The sequence below is a fragment of the Flavobacterium soyae genome (genome assembly GCF_045348165.1).
Classification (GTDB): Bacteria; Bacteroidota; Bacteroidia; order Flavobacteriales; family Flavobacteriaceae; genus Flavobacterium; species Flavobacterium soyae.
Genome location: NZ_CP150845.1, coordinates 1244977 through 1261476, shown reverse-complemented (window position 1 = coordinate 1261476; position 16500 = coordinate 1244977). Strand labels below are relative to the sequence as shown.

General features: G+C 32.6%; 19 protein-coding genes and 1 tRNA gene. 10 read left to right on the top strand and 10 right to left on the bottom strand.

Annotated features, from left to right (window positions below):
* Positions 1-2: 2 nt before the first annotated feature.
* The 4 genes from AABD74_RS05615 to AABD74_RS05600 all read right to left on the bottom strand — a co-directional run bounded on the left by AABD74_RS05615 (position 3) and on the right by AABD74_RS05600 (position 3098).
* Entirely contained in the window at positions 3-491 is a 489-nt protein-coding gene (locus AABD74_RS05615; protein WP_232677793.1) for an IPExxxVDY family protein, read from the bottom strand.
* Between the two features lie 125 nt (positions 492-616).
* Positions 617-1357 carry a ribonuclease III gene (rnc, locus tag AABD74_RS05610; protein WP_232677796.1) on the bottom strand — a complete coding sequence of 247 codons (741 nt, stop codon included), beginning with the start codon at positions 1355-1357 and terminating at the stop codon, positions 617-619.
* 9 nt (positions 1358-1366) lie between these two features.
* Complete coding sequence (gene fabF, locus AABD74_RS05605) at positions 1367-2620, bottom strand: beta-ketoacyl-ACP synthase II (RefSeq protein ID WP_232677799.1); 1254 nt, start codon at positions 2618-2620, stop codon at positions 1367-1369.
* Positions 2621-2861: 241 nt separating this feature from the next.
* Positions 2862-3098, bottom strand: a complete 237-nt coding sequence (locus AABD74_RS05600; RefSeq protein ID WP_007137004.1) for an acyl carrier protein — start codon at positions 3096-3098, stop codon at positions 2862-2864.
* 175 nt (positions 3099-3273) lie between these two features.
* Here AABD74_RS05600 and purN point away from each other — a divergent pair, with 175 nt between their 5' ends.
* Positions 3274-3849 carry a phosphoribosylglycinamide formyltransferase gene (gene purN, locus AABD74_RS05595; RefSeq protein ID WP_406844920.1) on the top strand — a complete coding sequence of 192 codons (576 nt, stop codon included), beginning with the start codon at positions 3274-3276 and terminating at the stop codon, positions 3847-3849.
* Positions 3850-3914: 65 nt separating this feature from the next.
* The gene (gene rnhA, locus AABD74_RS05590; RefSeq protein WP_406844919.1) at positions 3915-4391 is read left to right on the top strand and encodes a ribonuclease HI; all 477 of its coding nucleotides are present in this window, start codon (positions 3915-3917) and stop codon (positions 4389-4391) included.
* Between the two features lie 52 nt (positions 4392-4443).
* Here rnhA and AABD74_RS05585 read toward each other — a convergent pair whose 3' ends face one another.
* Positions 4444-4791, bottom strand: coding sequence for a DUF6249 domain-containing protein (locus AABD74_RS05585; RefSeq protein ID WP_053473030.1), 348 nt, complete (start codon positions 4789-4791; stop codon positions 4444-4446).
* A gap of 320 nt (positions 4792-5111) precedes the next feature.
* Here AABD74_RS05585 and AABD74_RS05580 point away from each other — a divergent pair, with 320 nt between their 5' ends.
* The 5 genes from AABD74_RS05580 (at position 5112) to AABD74_RS05560 (ending at position 9644) form a co-directional block, all read left to right on the top strand.
* Positions 5112-5699 (top strand): RNA polymerase sigma factor, encoded by a 588-nt coding sequence (locus tag AABD74_RS05580; RefSeq protein WP_406844918.1) that lies wholly within the window; start codon positions 5112-5114, stop codon positions 5697-5699.
* Complete coding sequence (locus AABD74_RS05575; RefSeq protein WP_406844917.1) at positions 5683-6087, top strand: hypothetical protein; 405 nt, start codon at positions 5683-5685, stop codon at positions 6085-6087. Before AABD74_RS05580 ends, AABD74_RS05575 begins: the two co-directional genes overlap by 17 nt.
* Positions 6088-6161: 74 nt before the next feature.
* Entirely contained in the window at positions 6162-6320 is a 159-nt protein-coding gene (locus AABD74_RS05570) for a hypothetical protein (protein WP_232679512.1), read from the top strand.
* 420 nt (positions 6321-6740) lie between these two features.
* Positions 6741-7664, top strand: coding sequence for a PfkB family carbohydrate kinase (locus AABD74_RS05565; protein ID WP_406844916.1), 924 nt, complete (start codon positions 6741-6743; stop codon positions 7662-7664).
* 81 nt (positions 7665-7745) lie between these two features.
* A complete protein-coding gene (locus AABD74_RS05560; protein WP_232679514.1) occupies positions 7746-9644 on the top strand; it encodes an amidophosphoribosyltransferase in 1899 nt (632 codons plus the stop codon).
* 481 nt (positions 9645-10125) lie between these two features.
* On the opposite strand, the gene AABD74_RS05555 is transcribed toward AABD74_RS05560, so the two are convergent.
* The 4 genes from AABD74_RS05555 to AABD74_RS05540 all read right to left on the bottom strand — a co-directional run bounded on the left by AABD74_RS05555 (position 10126) and on the right by AABD74_RS05540 (position 13527).
* Entirely contained in the window at positions 10126-10734 is a 609-nt protein-coding gene (locus AABD74_RS05555) for a superoxide dismutase (RefSeq protein WP_232679516.1), read from the bottom strand.
* A gap of 139 nt (positions 10735-10873) precedes the next feature.
* Complete coding sequence (gene pth, locus AABD74_RS05550; RefSeq protein WP_232679518.1) at positions 10874-11500, bottom strand: aminoacyl-tRNA hydrolase; 627 nt, start codon at positions 11498-11500, stop codon at positions 10874-10876.
* Positions 11501-11851: 351 nt separating this feature from the next.
* Positions 11852-12463 (bottom strand): 50S ribosomal protein L25/general stress protein Ctc, encoded by a 612-nt coding sequence (locus tag AABD74_RS05545; RefSeq protein WP_053472910.1) that lies wholly within the window; start codon positions 12461-12463, stop codon positions 11852-11854.
* A 122-nt stretch (positions 12464-12585) separates the two neighbouring features.
* Entirely contained in the window at positions 12586-13527 is a 942-nt protein-coding gene (locus AABD74_RS05540; RefSeq protein ID WP_053472911.1) for a ribose-phosphate pyrophosphokinase, read from the bottom strand.
* Positions 13528-13812: 285 nt separating this feature from the next.
* On the opposite strand from AABD74_RS05540, the gene AABD74_RS05535 reads away from it, so the two are divergent.
* From AABD74_RS05535 to AABD74_RS05525, 3 genes are all read left to right on the top strand, one after another.
* A tRNA-Leu gene (locus AABD74_RS05535) sits at positions 13813-13892 on the top strand.
* An 844-nt stretch (positions 13893-14736) separates the two neighbouring features.
* The gene (locus AABD74_RS05530) at positions 14737-15030 is read left to right on the top strand and encodes a DUF1778 domain-containing protein (protein ID WP_073483908.1); all 294 of its coding nucleotides are present in this window, start codon (positions 14737-14739) and stop codon (positions 15028-15030) included.
* Positions 15014-15547 carry a GNAT family N-acetyltransferase gene (locus AABD74_RS05525; RefSeq protein WP_406844915.1) on the top strand — a complete coding sequence of 178 codons (534 nt, stop codon included), beginning with the start codon at positions 15014-15016 and terminating at the stop codon, positions 15545-15547. The genes AABD74_RS05530 and AABD74_RS05525 overlap by 17 nt, the downstream gene beginning before the upstream one ends.
* 76 nt (positions 15548-15623) lie before the next feature.
* On the opposite strand, the gene AABD74_RS05520 is transcribed toward AABD74_RS05525, so the two are convergent.
* Positions 15624-16364, bottom strand: a complete 741-nt coding sequence (locus tag AABD74_RS05520; RefSeq protein ID WP_406844914.1) for a hypothetical protein — start codon at positions 16362-16364, stop codon at positions 15624-15626.
* Positions 16365-16500 lie beyond the last annotated feature (136 nt).

Here is a 16500-nt window from a genome sequence, read left to right as displayed (position 1 = left end):
TTTTAAAAAATTAGATTGTTTTTTGATTTTATTTTATTGGTATCTACAGCATAAATTGCTGCAATACTTTCTATTGAATTTAGTTGTTGCTGAATTTCTGAAAAATCGACAGCCTCCTCACTGTTATCGATTTTCAGGAAAAAATCTACTTTTTTGAATTCAGGAAGTAAATGAATTGTTGTAGAAACCTCACTTGTTTCATTAGAAAACAAATTCTGGAAATCATTTGTACTCACAGAAATGATCTCATTTTTATTCTGAATCAAATTCCACGAAACAGCTTTCTCAGAATCATAATAATAAAATCTCGAAAAATTTGCCTCACCTTCTTTAGTCTGAGCATGGATCTCGTTTTTGCTCTTACTTAAGTTAACCGGAAGGTTCTTATTGATAAAATAGGCTAATCTATAATCTTCTAATGAAGTATGAATTGCCATTAAATAATAATCAATTTCGTCAAATTCGTCTAAATCCAATCTATGAATAGCCATGTCATGAAAAATCAAGTTGTAAATATACTATTTCTAGCGTAGCATCAATAGTTATAAGCAGCTTGTTTTTGTTAATTTATAAACGAAAACGATTTAGCATTAAGAAAATTACATCAAATTTGTAATTATTTCTTATCTATTTTTTCCTGAAATGCAAAATATGCCCTTTGCGAAGCTTTCTCTTCTGCTTTCTTTTTTGAGGTTGCCCGCGCTCTTGCGATCACCTTATCGTCTATACTCAATTTGACACCAAACAAGCGTTGTCCGTCAATACCGTTATCTTCAAAAATATCATAATGAAAGACCCTCTTCTCTTTCTGACACCATTCGATAACTAAACTTTTATAACTAATTACTTTTCCTTCAAGTCTTGCAATATCGACATAAGGGGTAATTACTCTTTTTTGAATAAACCTTTCGCAATAAGAATATCCTTTATCCAAATAAATAGCGCCAATAAGCGATTCGAAAATATTACCATGTATATTTTCTCCAAAATGCTGAACAGGTACTTTACTTTCTACAAAACGTACTAAATTTAAATCTTTGCCAAGTTCATTTAAATGTTCGCGGCTTACTATTTTTGAACGCATTTTTGTTAAGTATCCTTCGTCTCCATTTGGTGCCTTATTAAACAAATGTGCGGCAATTACTGCACTTAACATCGCATCTCCTAAAAATTCTAAACGTTCATAATTTATAGCATGTCCTGCTTCATCTAATTTATTCGACGATCTATGGGTAAAAGCTTTTCTGTAAAACTCAATATTTACAGGCTGAAAACCAAGAATTTTCTGAATAGTGTCAAAAAAAATCCCGTCTTCTAGAGAACGGGATTTAGAAAATATTTTTTTGATAATATTCATATACGAAAATTAGTCAGCTAGTTTTTTAAACAATACACAAGCATTGTGCCCGCCAAAACCAAACGTGTTACTCATAGCAACATTAACTTCTCTTTTTTGAGGTTTGTTTAAAGTAAGGTTCAATGAAGGGTCAATATTCTCATCAACAACAGTATGATTAATCGTAGGAGGAACAATACTATGTTTCATTGCCAGGATAGAAGCAATTGCTTCAATAGCTCCGGCAGCACCAAGTAAATGTCCTGTCATCGATTTTGTAGAGTTGATGTTGATATTCTTAGCATGTTCGCCAAAAACTTTACTGATTGCTTTTAATTCAGCAACATCACCTAATGGAGTAGAAGTTCCGTGAGTGTTGATATGATCAACATCTTCCGGGTTCATTCCAGCATCTTTCAATGTATTTTTCATTACTGCAATAACTCCAATTCCTTCCGGATGCGGTGCTGTTAAATGGTAAGCATCAGATGACATTCCACCTCCTCCAATTTCACAGTAAATTTTAGCACCTCTTGCTTTTGCGTGTTCATAATCTTCAAGAACTAAAGCTCCTGCTCCTTCTCCTAACACAAAACCATCTCTGGTTGCATCAAAAGGTCTTGAAGCCGTTTCCGGGCTTTCGTTTCTTGTAGATAAAGCGTGCATTGAACTAAAACCTCCCATACCGGCAATGGTAACAGCAGCTTCAGATCCGCCAGATACAATAATATCACACATTCCTAAACGAATGTAGTTGAAAGCATCAATTAATGCATTTGCAGAAGATGCACATGCAGAAACTGTAGTATAATTTGGTCCCATATACCCGTTACGCATAGAAATATGCGCCGGAGCGATATCGGCAATCATTTTTGGAATAAAAAACGGATTGAACTTTGGAGTTCCGTCACCTTTTGCATAATAAATTACTTCTTCCTGGAACGTTTCTAAACCTCCAATTCCTGCTCCCCAGATAACACCAACTCTAGTTTTGTCGACATTATCATCTGTAAGTCCAGCATCTTTAATAGCTTCATCACTAGCAGCAATTGCATATTGAGCAAATTTATCTAGTCTGCGAGATTCCTTACGATCCATGTAATCTTCAATATTGAAGTTTTTCACTTCGCAGGCAAATTTCGTTTTATGCTTCTCTGTATCATAATATGTGATAGGAGCGGCTCCGCTTACCCCATTCACAAGTGCATTCCAATATTCCTGGATATTATTCCCGATAGGAGTAAGTGCACCTAATCCTGTTACCACAACTCGCCTTAATGTCATAAATTATGTGTTTTGTGTCTTTAAACAAATAAAACCCACGCTTTCTTAACAGTTTTGTTACTTAAGAGCCATGGGTATTACAATATAAATATATCTTTTTGATTGAAAACCAATCGAAATTTAAATTTTAAAAAATAATAACACCCGACTTTTAACAAATTTCAAGTTTCAAAAAATAAATTCCAAAATTGGAATTTGGAATTTCAAAAATTGGGATTTTTAAAAATCGGGTGTGGTATTATTATTTTTTAGCTTCCTCGATATAAGAAATAGCTTGACCTACAGTAGCAATGTTTTCTGCTTGATCGTCTGGAATTTGAATATCAAATTCTTTTTCGAATTCCATAATAAGCTCAACAGTGTCTAATGAGTCAGCTCCCAAATCATTAGTGAAGCTTGCTTCTGTTACAACTTCGTTTTCGTCAACACCTAATTTGTCTACGATAATCGCTTTTACTCTTGATGCAATGTCTGACATAATCTTTAATTTTAGAATTTAATTTGTTGGCAAAAATAAAAAACTTTATTTTAAAACAACTATTTAGTTTATAAATGTGACACTAATTTATAAAATTAATTTCAAGAAAGGTCTTTTAAAGCTATTTATTTTCGATTTTTATTCCGTTTTTTGCATTCTAAAAATAAATTCAATTATGAAAAAAATTATCGTTTTTGCCTCAGGATCAGGAACTAACGCAGAAAACATTATAAAATATTTTTCGAACATCGAAATTGCAAAGGTCGTTTCGGTTTTTACAAATAATGCTTCGGCAAAAGTTATTGAAAGAGCAAAAAATCATCAAATTCCAGTCGAAATTTTCGAAAAAAACGAACTTTTAGAAAGAAACGTATTACAAAAAATACAAAAAATCGACCCGGATTTGATAGTTCTTGCCGGTTTTTTATTGAAATTTCCTGAAAACATAATTGAGCTGTATCCAAACAAAATAATCAACATTCACCCTGCACTTTTACCTAAATATGGAGGCAAAGGAATGTACGGAATGCACATTCATAGAGCGATAGTAAATAATAAGGAAAAAGAAACCGGAATCTCGATTCATTATGTAAACGAAAACTACGATGAAGGCGGTATTATATTTCAGGCAAATGTAGCCTTAACAGAGGAAGACACTCCTGAAACGGTTGCTGAAAAGATTCATGAGCTGGAACAAAAACACTTTCCAGAGATTATTCATAGACTATTAGATACAAATTCCAATATTTAAATTCCAAATTCCAATTTGAACAATCTAAAATCTAAAATCTAAAATCTGCAATCTAAAATAAATAAATGAATCACGAAGTACATATATATACAGATGGCGCTGCAAAAGGAAACCCGGGAAATGGCGGCTATGGCGTGGTCATGGAATTAGTTGGAACTCCTCATAAAAAAGAATTTTACGAAGGTTTTCGTCTTACTACTAATAACAGAATGGAACTTCTGGCAGTAATTGTGGGTTTAGAAAAACTCAAAAAGCCAAATATGAAAGTCCTTGTGATTTCTGATTCCAAATATGTTGTGGATTCAGTTGAAAAAAAGTGGGTTTTCGGCTGGGAGAAAAAGGGATATAAGGATAAAAAAAATCCGGATTTGTGGAAACGTTTTTTAATCGTATACCGTAAACATCAGGTAGATTTTAAATGGATAAAAGGCCACAATAATCATCCGCAAAATGAACGCTGCGATCAGCTTGCCGTTATGGCTTCAATGCAGCCGAAACTTTCTGTAGATGTTTATTACGAAACGATAGGGTCTAAAGAATAAAAAAACGCATCAAATAGTTGATACGTTTTTTTGTACTAACTCAATTTCTTACTTACTCTTTATCTAAATCTTTTGCTGTTTTAAATCCAGTCAAAAGTCCAATTCCTGCCATTATAAAAATAATTGAAGGATAAACCGCACCATCGTTAAGAGACGTGTAAGTTGTAATTACCAAAGCAAGGAAAATTCCAACACCACTACCTATTAATAAAAATGCCAGATTTACTACAAGAATTTTCCATGCTGAAACCCCATTTGTTTTTCCTTGTAAAAAGATACTTGCATCAACACCTTTTTCTATAAGTGCTAAACGCTCTCTGTTTCTTGTTGAATAAACTAAATAAACGATCCCGAAGATCATTGCAAAAAAGCTAAGTGGTACTAAAATTTCTGGTCCCATAATTTTATGTTTTTTTAATTGATTGATACTCCATATGACGAGGCTTTTTAAATTGAGGTTACAACATTTGTAAAAAAAATTTAAATTTTAAATTCAAAATTCCAAAAGTTACTGATTATCAATTAATTTTAATACCAAAAACTTTGACAAAGTTCAATTCTAATTTATCATTATATATGTAGAGATTGGTCCCGAGGTTTCAGGAAGGAATTTATTTTCTTGGAATTTGTTCTAAAATTGGAATTTGGGATTTTAAAAAATTTGGAGTTTTATTTCATTTCGTTGTAACCTAAATAAACAAACTGTCGTCCTATATAAATATGAGTACAATAAGTGATCAACATTATATCGATAAAGTTCTGCAGGGCGAAACAAATGCGTTTGCCATTCTTGTTGATCGTTATAAAGATATGATCTTTACTTTGGCACTCAAAATGATTAAAAATCGAGAAGAAGCCGAAGAAGTTTCACAAGACACGTTTATTAAGATTTACAGTTCATTGAATAAATTTAAAGGTGAATCTAAATTTTCGACCTGGATTTATAAAATTGCTTATAATACTTGTCTGGACAGATTAAAGAAAAGTAAAAAAGAGGAATTAAATATTTCGATAGATGATTTTTCATCCCATTTAATAAAAACGATGGACAATGCCTTAAGCGTTTTAGAAGAAAAAGAACGAAAGCACACTATTCAGAAATGTTTAAATTTATTACCAAGTGATGAAAATTTCCTTTTAACTTTATTTTATTTTGATGACCAAAATTTAGAAGAAATCGGAAAAATAATGAATATATCAGCAAACAATGCTAAAGTAAAATTATTTAGAAGCCGACAAAAATTAGCCTTAATTTTGAGACAGCAGTTAGAACCAGAAATAATAGAATGTTATGAAAGAGAGCGATAAAAATATAGAACAGCTTATTGAAAAAATGATAGCCGAAGAAAAACTGCAGTCGCCATCAATAGATTTCACATCAAAAATAATGGCAAAAGTTGAGTCATTAGAAGAGAAAAAAATCAAAGTATATAAACCTTTAATTTCTAAACCGGTTTGGATTTCTATCGGATTGGCTGTAGCGGCGTTAGTGATTTATATTTCTCTTTTTTCTGTTTCAGAAAACAATTTGAAAATCGACGAAATTGGAAAATTATATTCTGATAAAATTTCAACAGTGTTTTCAGGAATTCATTTTTCGAAAAACATTTTGTACGCCTTTTTGATTGTTCCTTTTATGATTTTAGTGCAAGTTGGACTTTTAAAAAATTATTTTGATAAGAAGTATCAGTTATAACTGTTAAAAAAAATATATCAACAATGATGAATTTATTTATCATAACTTTGGTAAAGTTCATTAAATTCATGAAAATGATACAGAAAACCATTACTCCTAAAGATAAAATTGTGAATCTTTCTTTTGAGATTCCAAAGAATTATGTTGGAAAAGCATTAAAAGTATCTATTGATTTTGAAAATGAAAGTGATCAAATTGAAAGCAATTTATCTAAAAAAGATTTAATGGAATAAATAAAGCGATGAATAAAATAATTTCAGAATCCTTTGATTTATTCTCAATGTGAAAACTTACCAACTAAAACCAAAATTTACAGAGAAACCACATATAAAACTTGGCTGATTATATTCAAAATAAAAAACAACCACATTACAATTCTTGGTATCTTAAGTGGAAAAAGAAAAGTTTCTTCATTTAAAAAACTCCGATAAAATCTAAACAAAAAACGTCTTGATTTTTTTCAAAATAAAACTTGCGATTTAAATCCGGAAAACATATTTTAAGCACTCTCAAAAATCAAATATAATTCATTCATTTACAATAGAATTAGACCCGAAATCGATATCTTTTTTTTAAGAAAATTTTGAGAACCTAAACCGTTGCAAGATTGTAACTTATAGAGTATCTTTGCACCCTAATTCGAAATTCATAAAATGAATAAATTATTGATTGTTGGAACGGTTGCTTTCGACGCGATTGAAACTCCTTTCGGAAAAACAGATAAAATTTTAGGTGGTGCTGCAACGTACATTGGTTTATCGGCATCATTTTTTAACTTGCAATCGGCCATAGTTTCTGTAGTTGGCGACGATTTTCCTCAAGAACATTTAGATTTATTAACTTCAAAAAATATTGATATCTCTGGTGTTGAAATAGTAAAAGGAGGAAAAACCTTTTTTTGGAGCGGTTTATACCACAACGATTTAAATTCAAGAGACACATTGGTAACTGAGTTAAACGTTTTAGCTGATTTTCAGCCAAAAGTTCCTCAAAATTATAAAGATGCTGATGTTGTGATGTTAGGAAACTTACATCCGTTAGTACAAAGCAGCGTTTTAGATCAATTAGAGAAAAAACCAAAATTAGTTGTTTTAGATACAATGAACTTTTGGATGGACTGCGCTCTTCCGGAATTATTAGACGTTATTAAGCGTGTAGATGTTATTACAATCAATGACGAAGAAGCAAGACAACTTTCTGGTGAATATTCATTAGTAAAAGCGGCGGCTAAAATCCAGGATATGGGACCAAAATATGTGGTGATCAAAAAAGGAGAACACGGCGCACTTTTATTCCACAATAGAGAAGTATTTTTTGCACCAGCTTTACCGCTTGAAGATGTTTTTGATCCAACCGGAGCCGGGGACACTTTTGCCGGTGGATTTTCAGGATTCATTGCACAAAGCGAAAACATCTCGTTTAACAATTTAAAAAATGCAATAATTTATGGTTCAAATTTAGCTTCGTTCTGCGTAGAAAAATTTGGAACCGAAAGGATGGAAACATTAACTAAAGCTGAAGTAGCGATTCGATTACAGCAATTTAAGTCGTTAACTCAGTTTGACATAGAAATATAATGCCCAAAAGCCTCGATAACACGGGGCTTTTTTTATTACGTTAATACACACAACTTACAACAACACAAAATACAAAAAACAATGAGCGACGCTTTAAAACACGAATGTGGTATAGCCTTAGTTAGACTTCTTAAACCGCTTGAATATTATAAAGAGAAATACGGAACTGCTTTTTACGGAATACAAAAAATGTATTTAATGATGGAAAAGCAGCACAACCGTGGTCAGGACGGTGCCGGATTTGCCAGCATTAAACTAGATGTTGAGCCTGGACAACGCTACATAAGCAGAGTTCGTTCAAATCATGCACAGCCAATACAAGATGTTTTTAAACAAATCAATGAGAGAATCAGTGAAGAATTAAAAGCACAGCCTGAAATTGGTGACGACATCAATAAGATAAAATCGGAAATTCCGTATGTTGGCGAATTGTTTTTAGGACACGTTCGTTACGGAACTTTCGGAAAAAACAGCATCGAAAGCGTACATCCATTTTTACGTCAAAGTAACTGGATGCACCGTAACTTAATTTTGGCCGGAAACTTTAACATGACTAATGTTAAGGAACTTTTCGAAAACTTAGTTGAATTAGGACAGCACCCAAAAGAAATGGCTGATACGGTTACTGTAATGGAAAAAATTGGTCACTTCTTAGATAAAGAAGTTATGCAATTGTACCAAGACTGTAAAGCTGAAGGGTATTCAAAAAGAGAAGCTTCGCCAGTAATTGCTGAACGTTTGGATATTGCTAAAATATTAGCCCGTTCTGCTAAAAACTTAGACGGAGGTTATGCAATGGCCGGTTTATTAGGTCATGGCGACGCATTCGTTTTTAGAGATCCGGCAGGAATTCGTCCAGCCTACTTTTACCAGGATGATGAAGTTGTTGTAGTAGCTTCTGAAAGACCTGTTATTCAAACAGTATTTAATGTTCCTTTTGAAAGTGTACAGGAAATCGATCCGGGAAATGCTTTAATCATAAAGAAAAACGGAAAAGTTTCTATGAATCAAATCTTAGAACCTACTGTTAAAAAAGCGTGTTCTTTTGAAAGAATTTATTTCTCAAGAGGAAGTGACGCAGAAATTTATCAGGAACGTAAAAATTTAGGGAAATTGATTTTACCAGCCGTTCTTAATGCGATTGACAGCGATACAGATAATACTGTTTTCTCATACATTCCTAATACAGCCGAAACTTCATTTTATGGTTTAGTCGAAGCTGCTCAGGATTTCTTAAATCAGAGAAAAAACAATTATATTCTGGAAAACAGAAATACACTCACTGCAGAAACGCTTCAGGAACTTCTAGCCGTAAAAATACGTACAGAAAAAGTGGCTATTAAAGATGCTAAACTTAGAACCTTTATTACTGAGGACAGCAGCCGTGACGATTTAGTGGCTCACGTTTATGATGTTACATATGGTGTAATTAAACCAGAAGACAATTTGGTTATTATTGACGATAGTATTGTTCGTGGCACTACATTAAAAATGAGTATCATTAAAATGATGGATCGTTTAAAACCAAAACGTATCGTTATTGTTTCATCGGCGCCGCAAATTCGTTATCCTGACTGTTATGGAATTGATATGGCAAAACTTGAAGGACTTGTTGCTTTTAGAGCAGCTTTGACGTTATTGAAAGAAAGAAACTTATATCATATTGTTGACGAAGTTTATGCGAAATGTAAAGCACAGGAAAATTTTGCAGACAAAGATGTTGTGAATTACGTAACAGCAATTTACGATCAATTTACACCAGAAGAAATTTCAGATAAAATTGCCGAGATGTTAAGTTCTCCGGAAATTAATGCCGAAGTAAAAATTATTTTCCAAAAAGTAGAAGATTTACATATTGCCTGCCCTAAAAATCTAGGCGACTGGTACTTTACAGGTGATTATCCTACCCCAGGAGGAAACCGTGTTGTAAACCGTGCATTTATGAATTTCTACGAGGGAAAAGACGCGAGAGCTTATTAAAAAAGTATTAATAAAAGGTTAATTTGTGCATTTCATCGGTTTTTTTTGCCGTTCATCCTGTTTCTTTGGTAAAAATGAAAAGCTACAATACTTTTGAAATACCATAACATTAGTAGGTTAAGTTTATGGTAGATTTGGGGCAAAAAGGGTGGAAGGAATTCCACCTTTTTTATTGGAATAAACTCAAGTATTTCGCCTTTAACTCATTATATTCATTTCATCGGATATATTTACCTTTCATCCGAAAAATTTTCTTAATAAAAATAAGTATCATACATTTATAAAACCATAACATTAGTAGGTTAAGTTTATGGTAGATTTGGGGCAAAAAAGGTGGAAGAAATTCCGCCTTTTTTATTTTCTTTTTTAGAGAAGAGGATAGAACAAAGATTATAGAATAAAGACGAGACTTATAGATATACAAAAAGACGAGTACCTTTCGGCACTCGTCTTTTCTCTTTATTCTTTTCTCTATTTTCGACTATTTGTCTAAAGCATATCTTCTGGCAACTTCTGTCCAGTTAATTACATTAAAGAAAGCCTCAATATAATCTGGTCTTCTGTTTTGATAGTTTAAGTAGTAAGCATGTTCCCAAACGTCCATTCCTAAAATTGGAGTTCCACCACAGCCAACTTCCGGCATTAATGGGTTGTCTTGATTTGGAGTTCCGCAAACATCTAGTTTTCCACCTTTGTGTACGCACAACCAAGCCCATCCTGAACCAAATTGAGTTGCTCCGGCTTTAGCAAATTTTGCTTTAAATTCTTCGAAAGTTCCAAAAGAAGATTCAATAGCTGCTAATAAATCTCCAGTTGGTAATCCCCCACCGTTTGGAGCCATTACTGTCCAGAATAAATTGTGGTTGTAAAAACCTCCGCCATTGTTACGAACTGCAGCGTTAGATTTATCTAAGTTGATTAAGATATTTTCGATTGTTTTTCCCTCTAAATCTGTTCCTGCGATAGCAGCGTTAAGATTTGTTGTGTATGCATTGTGGTGCTTTGTATGGTGGATTTCCATTGTACGCGCATCAATATGTGGTTCTAATGCATCATATGCATATGGTAATTGTGGTAATTCAAAAGCCATGATATAAGGATTTTTATGGTTTATAATAATTTATCCCAAATTTAGACATTTAACTTTGGAATTGAAAATACTATTTCGTTATAATTCAATTTAATTAATTGATAAATTGATTTTCTGAAAGTTAAAACCTTGTAAATCTTTATTTTCCATTAAAGGTTGTCATGGTATTTTCTAATCCGGCCGTTCCAAAAGATTTTATAATTTCTATTGAGGTCTCTAAACGTTCCGGTAATTTCGAATTTTCGTCGTCATTCCATTCTCCTAAAACATAATCTATCTGCTGGCCTTTTTTAAATTGATCGCTGATTCCAAATCTAAAACGGGTATAGTTTTGTGTATTCAAAACCAGATTAATATTTTTCAGTCCATTATGTCCGCCATCGCTGCCTTTTGGTTTGATTCTAATAGTTCCGAAAGACAGATTTAAATCATCTGTAATTACAAGAATATTTTCCAGCGGAATATTTTCTTTATCCATCCAGTATTTTACTGCTTTTCCGCTAAGGTTCATATAAGTGTTTGGTTTAAGCAGAAAGAATGTTCTCCCTTTAAACTTATATTCGGCTAAGGATCCTAATTTTACAGTTTCAAATGAAAGGCTTTCTTTTCTGGCTAAAAAGTCTAATACTTTAAATCCGATATTATGTCTTGTGTTTACATATTCGGCTCCGATATTTCCTAAACCAACGATTAAATATTTCTTCATATTATCTATGTTCTCTTCTTTTTGTGTTGATGAAAACAGTTTTGTTATCCATTTTATCATGCCTGCAAAAGTAAGATTAATTAGAGAATGTGCCAATTGGTTAATTAGATAATTATTTTTAAACACTAAAATTGTTTAAGGACGGTACACGGGTGACGCGGGTGAAACAGGTTTACACTGGTTTTATTTCTATGTACAACATATTGTCATCCTGAGCGAAGTCGAAGGACCACCAGAAGCTCGACAATCTAAATTACAATACTTTGTGCGGGGCTTCGACTTCGCTCAGCCTGACAACATGTGGGTTTCATCCTAGAAAACTTAGAACCTTAGCAACTCAGCATCTCAGAACATTTCAAAAAAAAAGCACCAATCTTTCGATTGATGCTTTTTGTATTGAGTTGAAAAAAATTATTTTTTCTTTCCTTTTGCAGGAGCTTTTGCAGCTTTTGCAGCTTCTTGAGCAGCTTTCATAGCAGCACGAGAAATTCTTACCTGAGCAACAACTGTGTTGTCTGGGTGCATAATTTTGTATTCTGGAGCACCAACTTTAGTAACATATAATTTGTTACCCATTTCAAGTGGAGTAATATCAGCTTCAACAAAATCAGGAAGATTTTTAGGTAAAGCTTTTACTTTTAATTTACGAGTGTTTAAACGTAAAACACCTCCAGCAAGAACACCTTTAGATGTACCAACAATTTTCACAGGAACTTCCATTGTGATTTCTTTGTCATCAAATAATTGGAAGAAGTCAATGTGTAAAATTTTGTCAGATACAGGGTGAACCTGAATGTCTTGCAAAATTGCATTGAATGATTTTCCTTTTCCAAGTTCGATCACAACTGTGTGAGCGTTTGGAGTGTAAACCAAGTTTTTGAATGCCGCAGCGTCTGCTGAGAAATGTACTGCCTGATTTCCTCCGTATAACACGCAAGGAACCGCTCCAGCATTACGTAAGGCTTTAGTTGACACTTTGCCCACGCTTTCTCTTTCTGATCCTTTAATTGTAATCGATTTCATTGTAAAAAAATATAGTTATTAATAAATATTCTTGTTTGCTTTAAGCTTTAAGCAATAGGCTTTAAGCTTTTTCTTCACTATGTAATAAAGCTTACAGCCTAAGGCCTACAGCTTATTGCTTGCTACATTATGAATTTTCCACTAATGGAATTGTTGTGGTGCACCATGTGCATAACTTCTGCAAAAAGAGGTGCACAACTCACTACTCTAATTTTGTTTGATTCTTTCTTTAACGGAATTGAATCTGTTACGATTAATTCTGTTAATTTAGAATTTTCAATTTTCTCATACGCACCGCCAGATAAAATAGCATGTGTACAAATTGCTCTTACGCTTAGTGCTCCTTTTTCGATCATTAAGTCGGCTGCTTTTGCTAAAGTTCCTCCTGTATCGATCATGTCGTCTACTAAAATTACGTTACGGCCTTTTACCTCACCAATCAATTCCATAGTGTCAATAACGTTGGCTGCTTTTCTTTGTTTATAACAGATTACTACATCTGATTCTAAAAACTTAGAGTAAGCATAAGCTCTTTTTGAACCTCCCATGTCTGGAGATGCAATAGTCAAATTTTCTAAATTTAAACTTTGCACGTAAGGCAAAAAGATTGTAGATGCAAATAAATGATCTACGGGTTTTTCAAAGAATCCCTGAATTTGATCTGCGTGCAAATCCATTGTCATGATTCTTGTTGCTCCTGCAGCTGTTAATAGGTTTGCTACTAACTTTGCTCCAATCGGAACTCTTGGCTTATCTTTTCTATCCTGTCTTGCCCAGCCAAAATAAGGCATAACAGCTGTAATATGTCTTGCTGATGCGCGTTTTGCAGCATCAATCATTAATAACAATTCCATCAAATTATCTGCCGACGGAAAAGTTGAACACACAATAAAAACACGTAATCCTCTGATTGACTCTTCGTAAGATGGCTGAAATTCTCCATCACTATACGTTGACATCGTTACTTTTCCTAACGGAATTCCGTATTGTTCTGCAATTTTTTCTGCAAGATAAACACTTTGTGAACAAGCAAAAATTTTAGCTTCTGGTTCTAGGTGCGACATTATAATTTGTTGTTTTATTCCGCTGCGCTCCATCAATTCGGCTATTTCGTTTGTCCTAGCCAGATGATGTATTTGCCTCGGGTGTAGTTAGTTGTGTGTGCGTCGTTTTAACGAGGTGCAAATTTATAAAATTTATTGGAGACTGAAAGGAAATATTTAAGTATTTTTAGTAGAACATTTAATTTTATTTTTTACATTTGCACCGTGTTAAAGGAATGGGCACATTTTTGATCTCATTCTATTGCGTTAAAATAACTGATTTATCGTTATTTTTTCGTCTGCTAAGCCCGGATGGCGGAATTGGTAGACGCGCTGGTCTCAAACACCTGTGGGAAACCGTGCCGGTTCGACTCCGGCTCCGGGTACTTAAAACCTCTGAAATCAATTGATTTTCAGAGGTTTTTTCTTTTTAAGGTGATCAAGGGGCCTGGATTCTTTCCATTTTACATAAAAACTTAATGCTCATAGAAAGAGAATTTACACTCTGAACTATTACCTTTCAAAAAAAGTACTTACTGCAATCTTATTTTCTCTCATTTTAATAATTACCTTTTTCACGGAAGCAAAAAACAATTTTATCTTTTGAATACGGTTCAAAACTGTACTTTCCTTGTTTATGGCCCAGGACTTGAAAAAAGGGAGAAGAAAGGGCTATAACTCCAAAAGTGTTTTTTTTAACTTCTTTGGATTACAGAAATAGGAATTTTAAAAGACCTCCTTTTTTTTAAACGTGTCTGATGCATTAGGAATGGGAGCAATTGTCCGAAATCTTTTCTGCTTTAATTCTTCAAAAAGCAGAAAAATTGAGTGTTCACAGCCCTACCATAGGGAACGCCAAGTATAAATAAAATGAACACAACAAACAGAAAAAAGAGAACAAAAAAAATAAAAAAATAAAACAATGTACGGAAAAAATACGTACATTTGCAAAACTGATACGAAACTTAACTCTTTAAAAGACTAAAGGGATTCGGAAAAAGTCTAGAATAAAGTCAAGAGAATAACTCATAAAATAAAGAAAAACCGTAAAATAAATAGGTTAAAATAAATTATAAGAGGAGAAAGGACTAAGATAAAGACTATTAGAGACAATACTAATAATAAACAATTTTACTTAAATCTTACTAAATCAAAAAATTAAATTAAAATTTAAAACAAGAAAATCAAATTAAATCAAGTTAAATCAAATTAAATATAAAATAATATAATATGTCAACAATCATTAACGACCGAATTGATGTTCGTATCAGTAAAGAACACAAGGAGTTGATTAAGTATGCATCAGTCCTGAAAGGGTTTAAAAATGTAACAGAATTTGTTGTTTATTGTATTAACACCGAGGCAAACAAAATCATTAAAGAAAATGAAACTGTTTTAAAAACCTACGAGGACAAGAAAATATTCATGGATGCAATTTTAAATCCACCAAAGGCTAATGATAAACTTAAGAGGGCTCAAATGAACCATTTTAAATTTGTTGAACAAAATGAATCTAAAGATTGAAGTCCTTACAGAGGATCACGAAAGAAAAAAGTTTAAATGTGGCAAAGAGTTATTAGATAATTATTTTCACAAACAAGCGGGACAGGATGCCAGAAAAGATTTATCAGTATGTCATGTTTTAACAGACATTAATGCAGATAAAAAAAGAGTATTAGGATTTTTCACATTGACAACAAGCTCTATTGGATGGGAAGATTTTCCACCGGAGTTAACCAAAAAAATTCCAAAGTCATATAATATTCCTTTAGCATTATTAGGAAGATTAGCAGTAGATGAAAGTGAGCAGGGGAAAGGGCTTGGAGAAATTTTATTATTTGATGCATTAAAAAAATGTTTGGAAGTATCAAAAAACACGATGGCGCTTTATGCGGTTATAGTTGATCCATTAGACCAAAAAGCGATTGAATTTTATGAAAGTTATGGCTTTATAATGATTCCAAGTACAGGAAAAATGTTTCTGCCAATTAAAACGATCCAAGGGTTATTCCCAGAACAAGAATTGGAAGAAGGATTTTAATTCTACAAGAATTACAAAGTTTAAAAAGACAGTCTAAAATAAACTGTCTTTTTTATTTTTATGGCAAATGATTAAATTAATTTAAATCTTCTATTGAAAAGCGTTTAGAAAAATATGCACGATCAAATTTAGCACCAAGACCAATAATAGCTTTTTCTAATTCTATTATTTTATCATGGTTTCTAATAAAATCATAGATTTTTAAATATATATAACCTTCTTCTGCTGTTTCATTTTCACCTGCTTTTCCAAAATTAATTATAGCATAAACATTTTGAATTAATACTCCGTCAACATTGATCATTTCATCAGCAAAACACACTTTAAGTTTTCCGTCTCCATGACTTTCTATCAGTGGATATACACCTAAATGATATGCTTTACTAATAATAAAGTCATCATCAGTACAAACAAAAAAATTAGGTTCAAGAATTTGTTCATTTGGATGTGCAAATGATAAAAATGTCGTGTTACTATCAATATTGTACTGCATAATATATCTAGTTTGAAGATCTTTAATCATATCTATTTTATCATCGATACCTAATTTATATTTTTTTAGCAAATCAATATCTGTAGTACACTCAACAAAATACATTAAATGTCTTTCCGGATTAATTAAATTATGATTATATAAAACCAACCACTTATCATAGACCCCAAATACAGCAAAGCCTTTATTTTCTCTGCCTTTACGTTCATTAACATTTTGCAACATAGGTTTCATAATATTAAGGTTGAATGAAATTTTATCAAAATCATTAGTCCAGCCTATTGTCTTCGTAGGGTCTAAATTATCAATTAAAAGGTGTCTCATAGATTATATAATTAGTGTTACGAAATTTAAAAAATATTTCTCACAAAAAGAGTTTACTGCTGTCTATGTTTAGTGTCCGAAAATATTTTTATTGTTCGATTTTCTTTATCGTAAGTATAATTATATTCTCCAATAA

Bases quoted from the DNA above. Each gene is read 5' to 3' on its own strand.
- fabF (WP_232677799.1), bottom strand. From the start codon at position 2,620: ATGACATTAAGGCGAGTTGTGGTAACAGGATTAGGTGCACTTACTCCT.
- AABD74_RS05555 (WP_232679516.1), bottom strand. From the start codon at position 10,734: ATGGCTTTTGAATTACCACAATTACCATATGCATATGATGCATTAGAA.
- AABD74_RS05530 (WP_073483908.1), top strand. From the start codon at position 14,737: ATGTCAACAATCATTAACGACCGAATTGATGTTCGTATCAGTAAAGAA.
- purN (WP_406844920.1), top strand. From the start codon at position 3,274: ATGAAAAAAATTATCGTTTTTGCCTCAGGATCAGGAACTAACGCAGAA.
- AABD74_RS05600 (WP_007137004.1), bottom strand. From the start codon at position 3,098: ATGTCAGACATTGCATCAAGAGTAAAAGCGATTATCGTAGACAAATTA.
- AABD74_RS05545 (WP_053472910.1), bottom strand. From the start codon at position 12,463: ATGAAATCGATTACAATTAAAGGATCAGAAAGAGAAAGCGTGGGCAAA.
- AABD74_RS05565 (WP_406844916.1), top strand. From the start codon at position 6,741: ATGAATAAATTATTGATTGTTGGAACGGTTGCTTTCGACGCGATTGAA.
- AABD74_RS05525 (WP_406844915.1), top strand. From the start codon at position 15,014: ATGAATCTAAAGATTGAAGTCCTTACAGAGGATCACGAAAGAAAAAAG.
- rnc (WP_232677796.1), bottom strand. From the start codon at position 1,357: ATGAATATTATCAAAAAAATATTTTCTAAATCCCGTTCTCTAGAAGAC.
- pth (WP_232679518.1), bottom strand. From the start codon at position 11,500: ATGATAAAATGGATAACAAAACTGTTTTCATCAACACAAAAAGAAGAG.
- AABD74_RS05575 (WP_406844917.1), top strand. From the start codon at position 5,683: ATGAAAGAGAGCGATAAAAATATAGAACAGCTTATTGAAAAAATGATA.
- AABD74_RS05520 (WP_406844914.1), bottom strand. From the start codon at position 16,364: ATGAGACACCTTTTAATTGATAATTTAGACCCTACGAAGACAATAGGC.
- AABD74_RS05560 (WP_232679514.1), top strand. From the start codon at position 7,746: ATGAGCGACGCTTTAAAACACGAATGTGGTATAGCCTTAGTTAGACTT.
- AABD74_RS05570 (WP_232679512.1), top strand. From the start codon at position 6,162: ATGATACAGAAAACCATTACTCCTAAAGATAAAATTGTGAATCTTTCT.
- rnhA (WP_406844919.1), top strand. From the start codon at position 3,915: ATGAATCACGAAGTACATATATATACAGATGGCGCTGCAAAAGGAAAC.
- AABD74_RS05615 (WP_232677793.1), bottom strand. From the start codon at position 491: ATGGCTATTCATAGATTGGATTTAGACGAATTTGACGAAATTGATTAT.
- AABD74_RS05580 (WP_406844918.1), top strand. From the start codon at position 5,112: ATGAGTACAATAAGTGATCAACATTATATCGATAAAGTTCTGCAGGGC.
- AABD74_RS05585 (WP_053473030.1), bottom strand. From the start codon at position 4,791: ATGGGACCAGAAATTTTAGTACCACTTAGCTTTTTTGCAATGATCTTC.
- AABD74_RS05540 (WP_053472911.1), bottom strand. From the start codon at position 13,527: ATGTCGCACCTAGAACCAGAAGCTAAAATTTTTGCTTGTTCACAAAGT.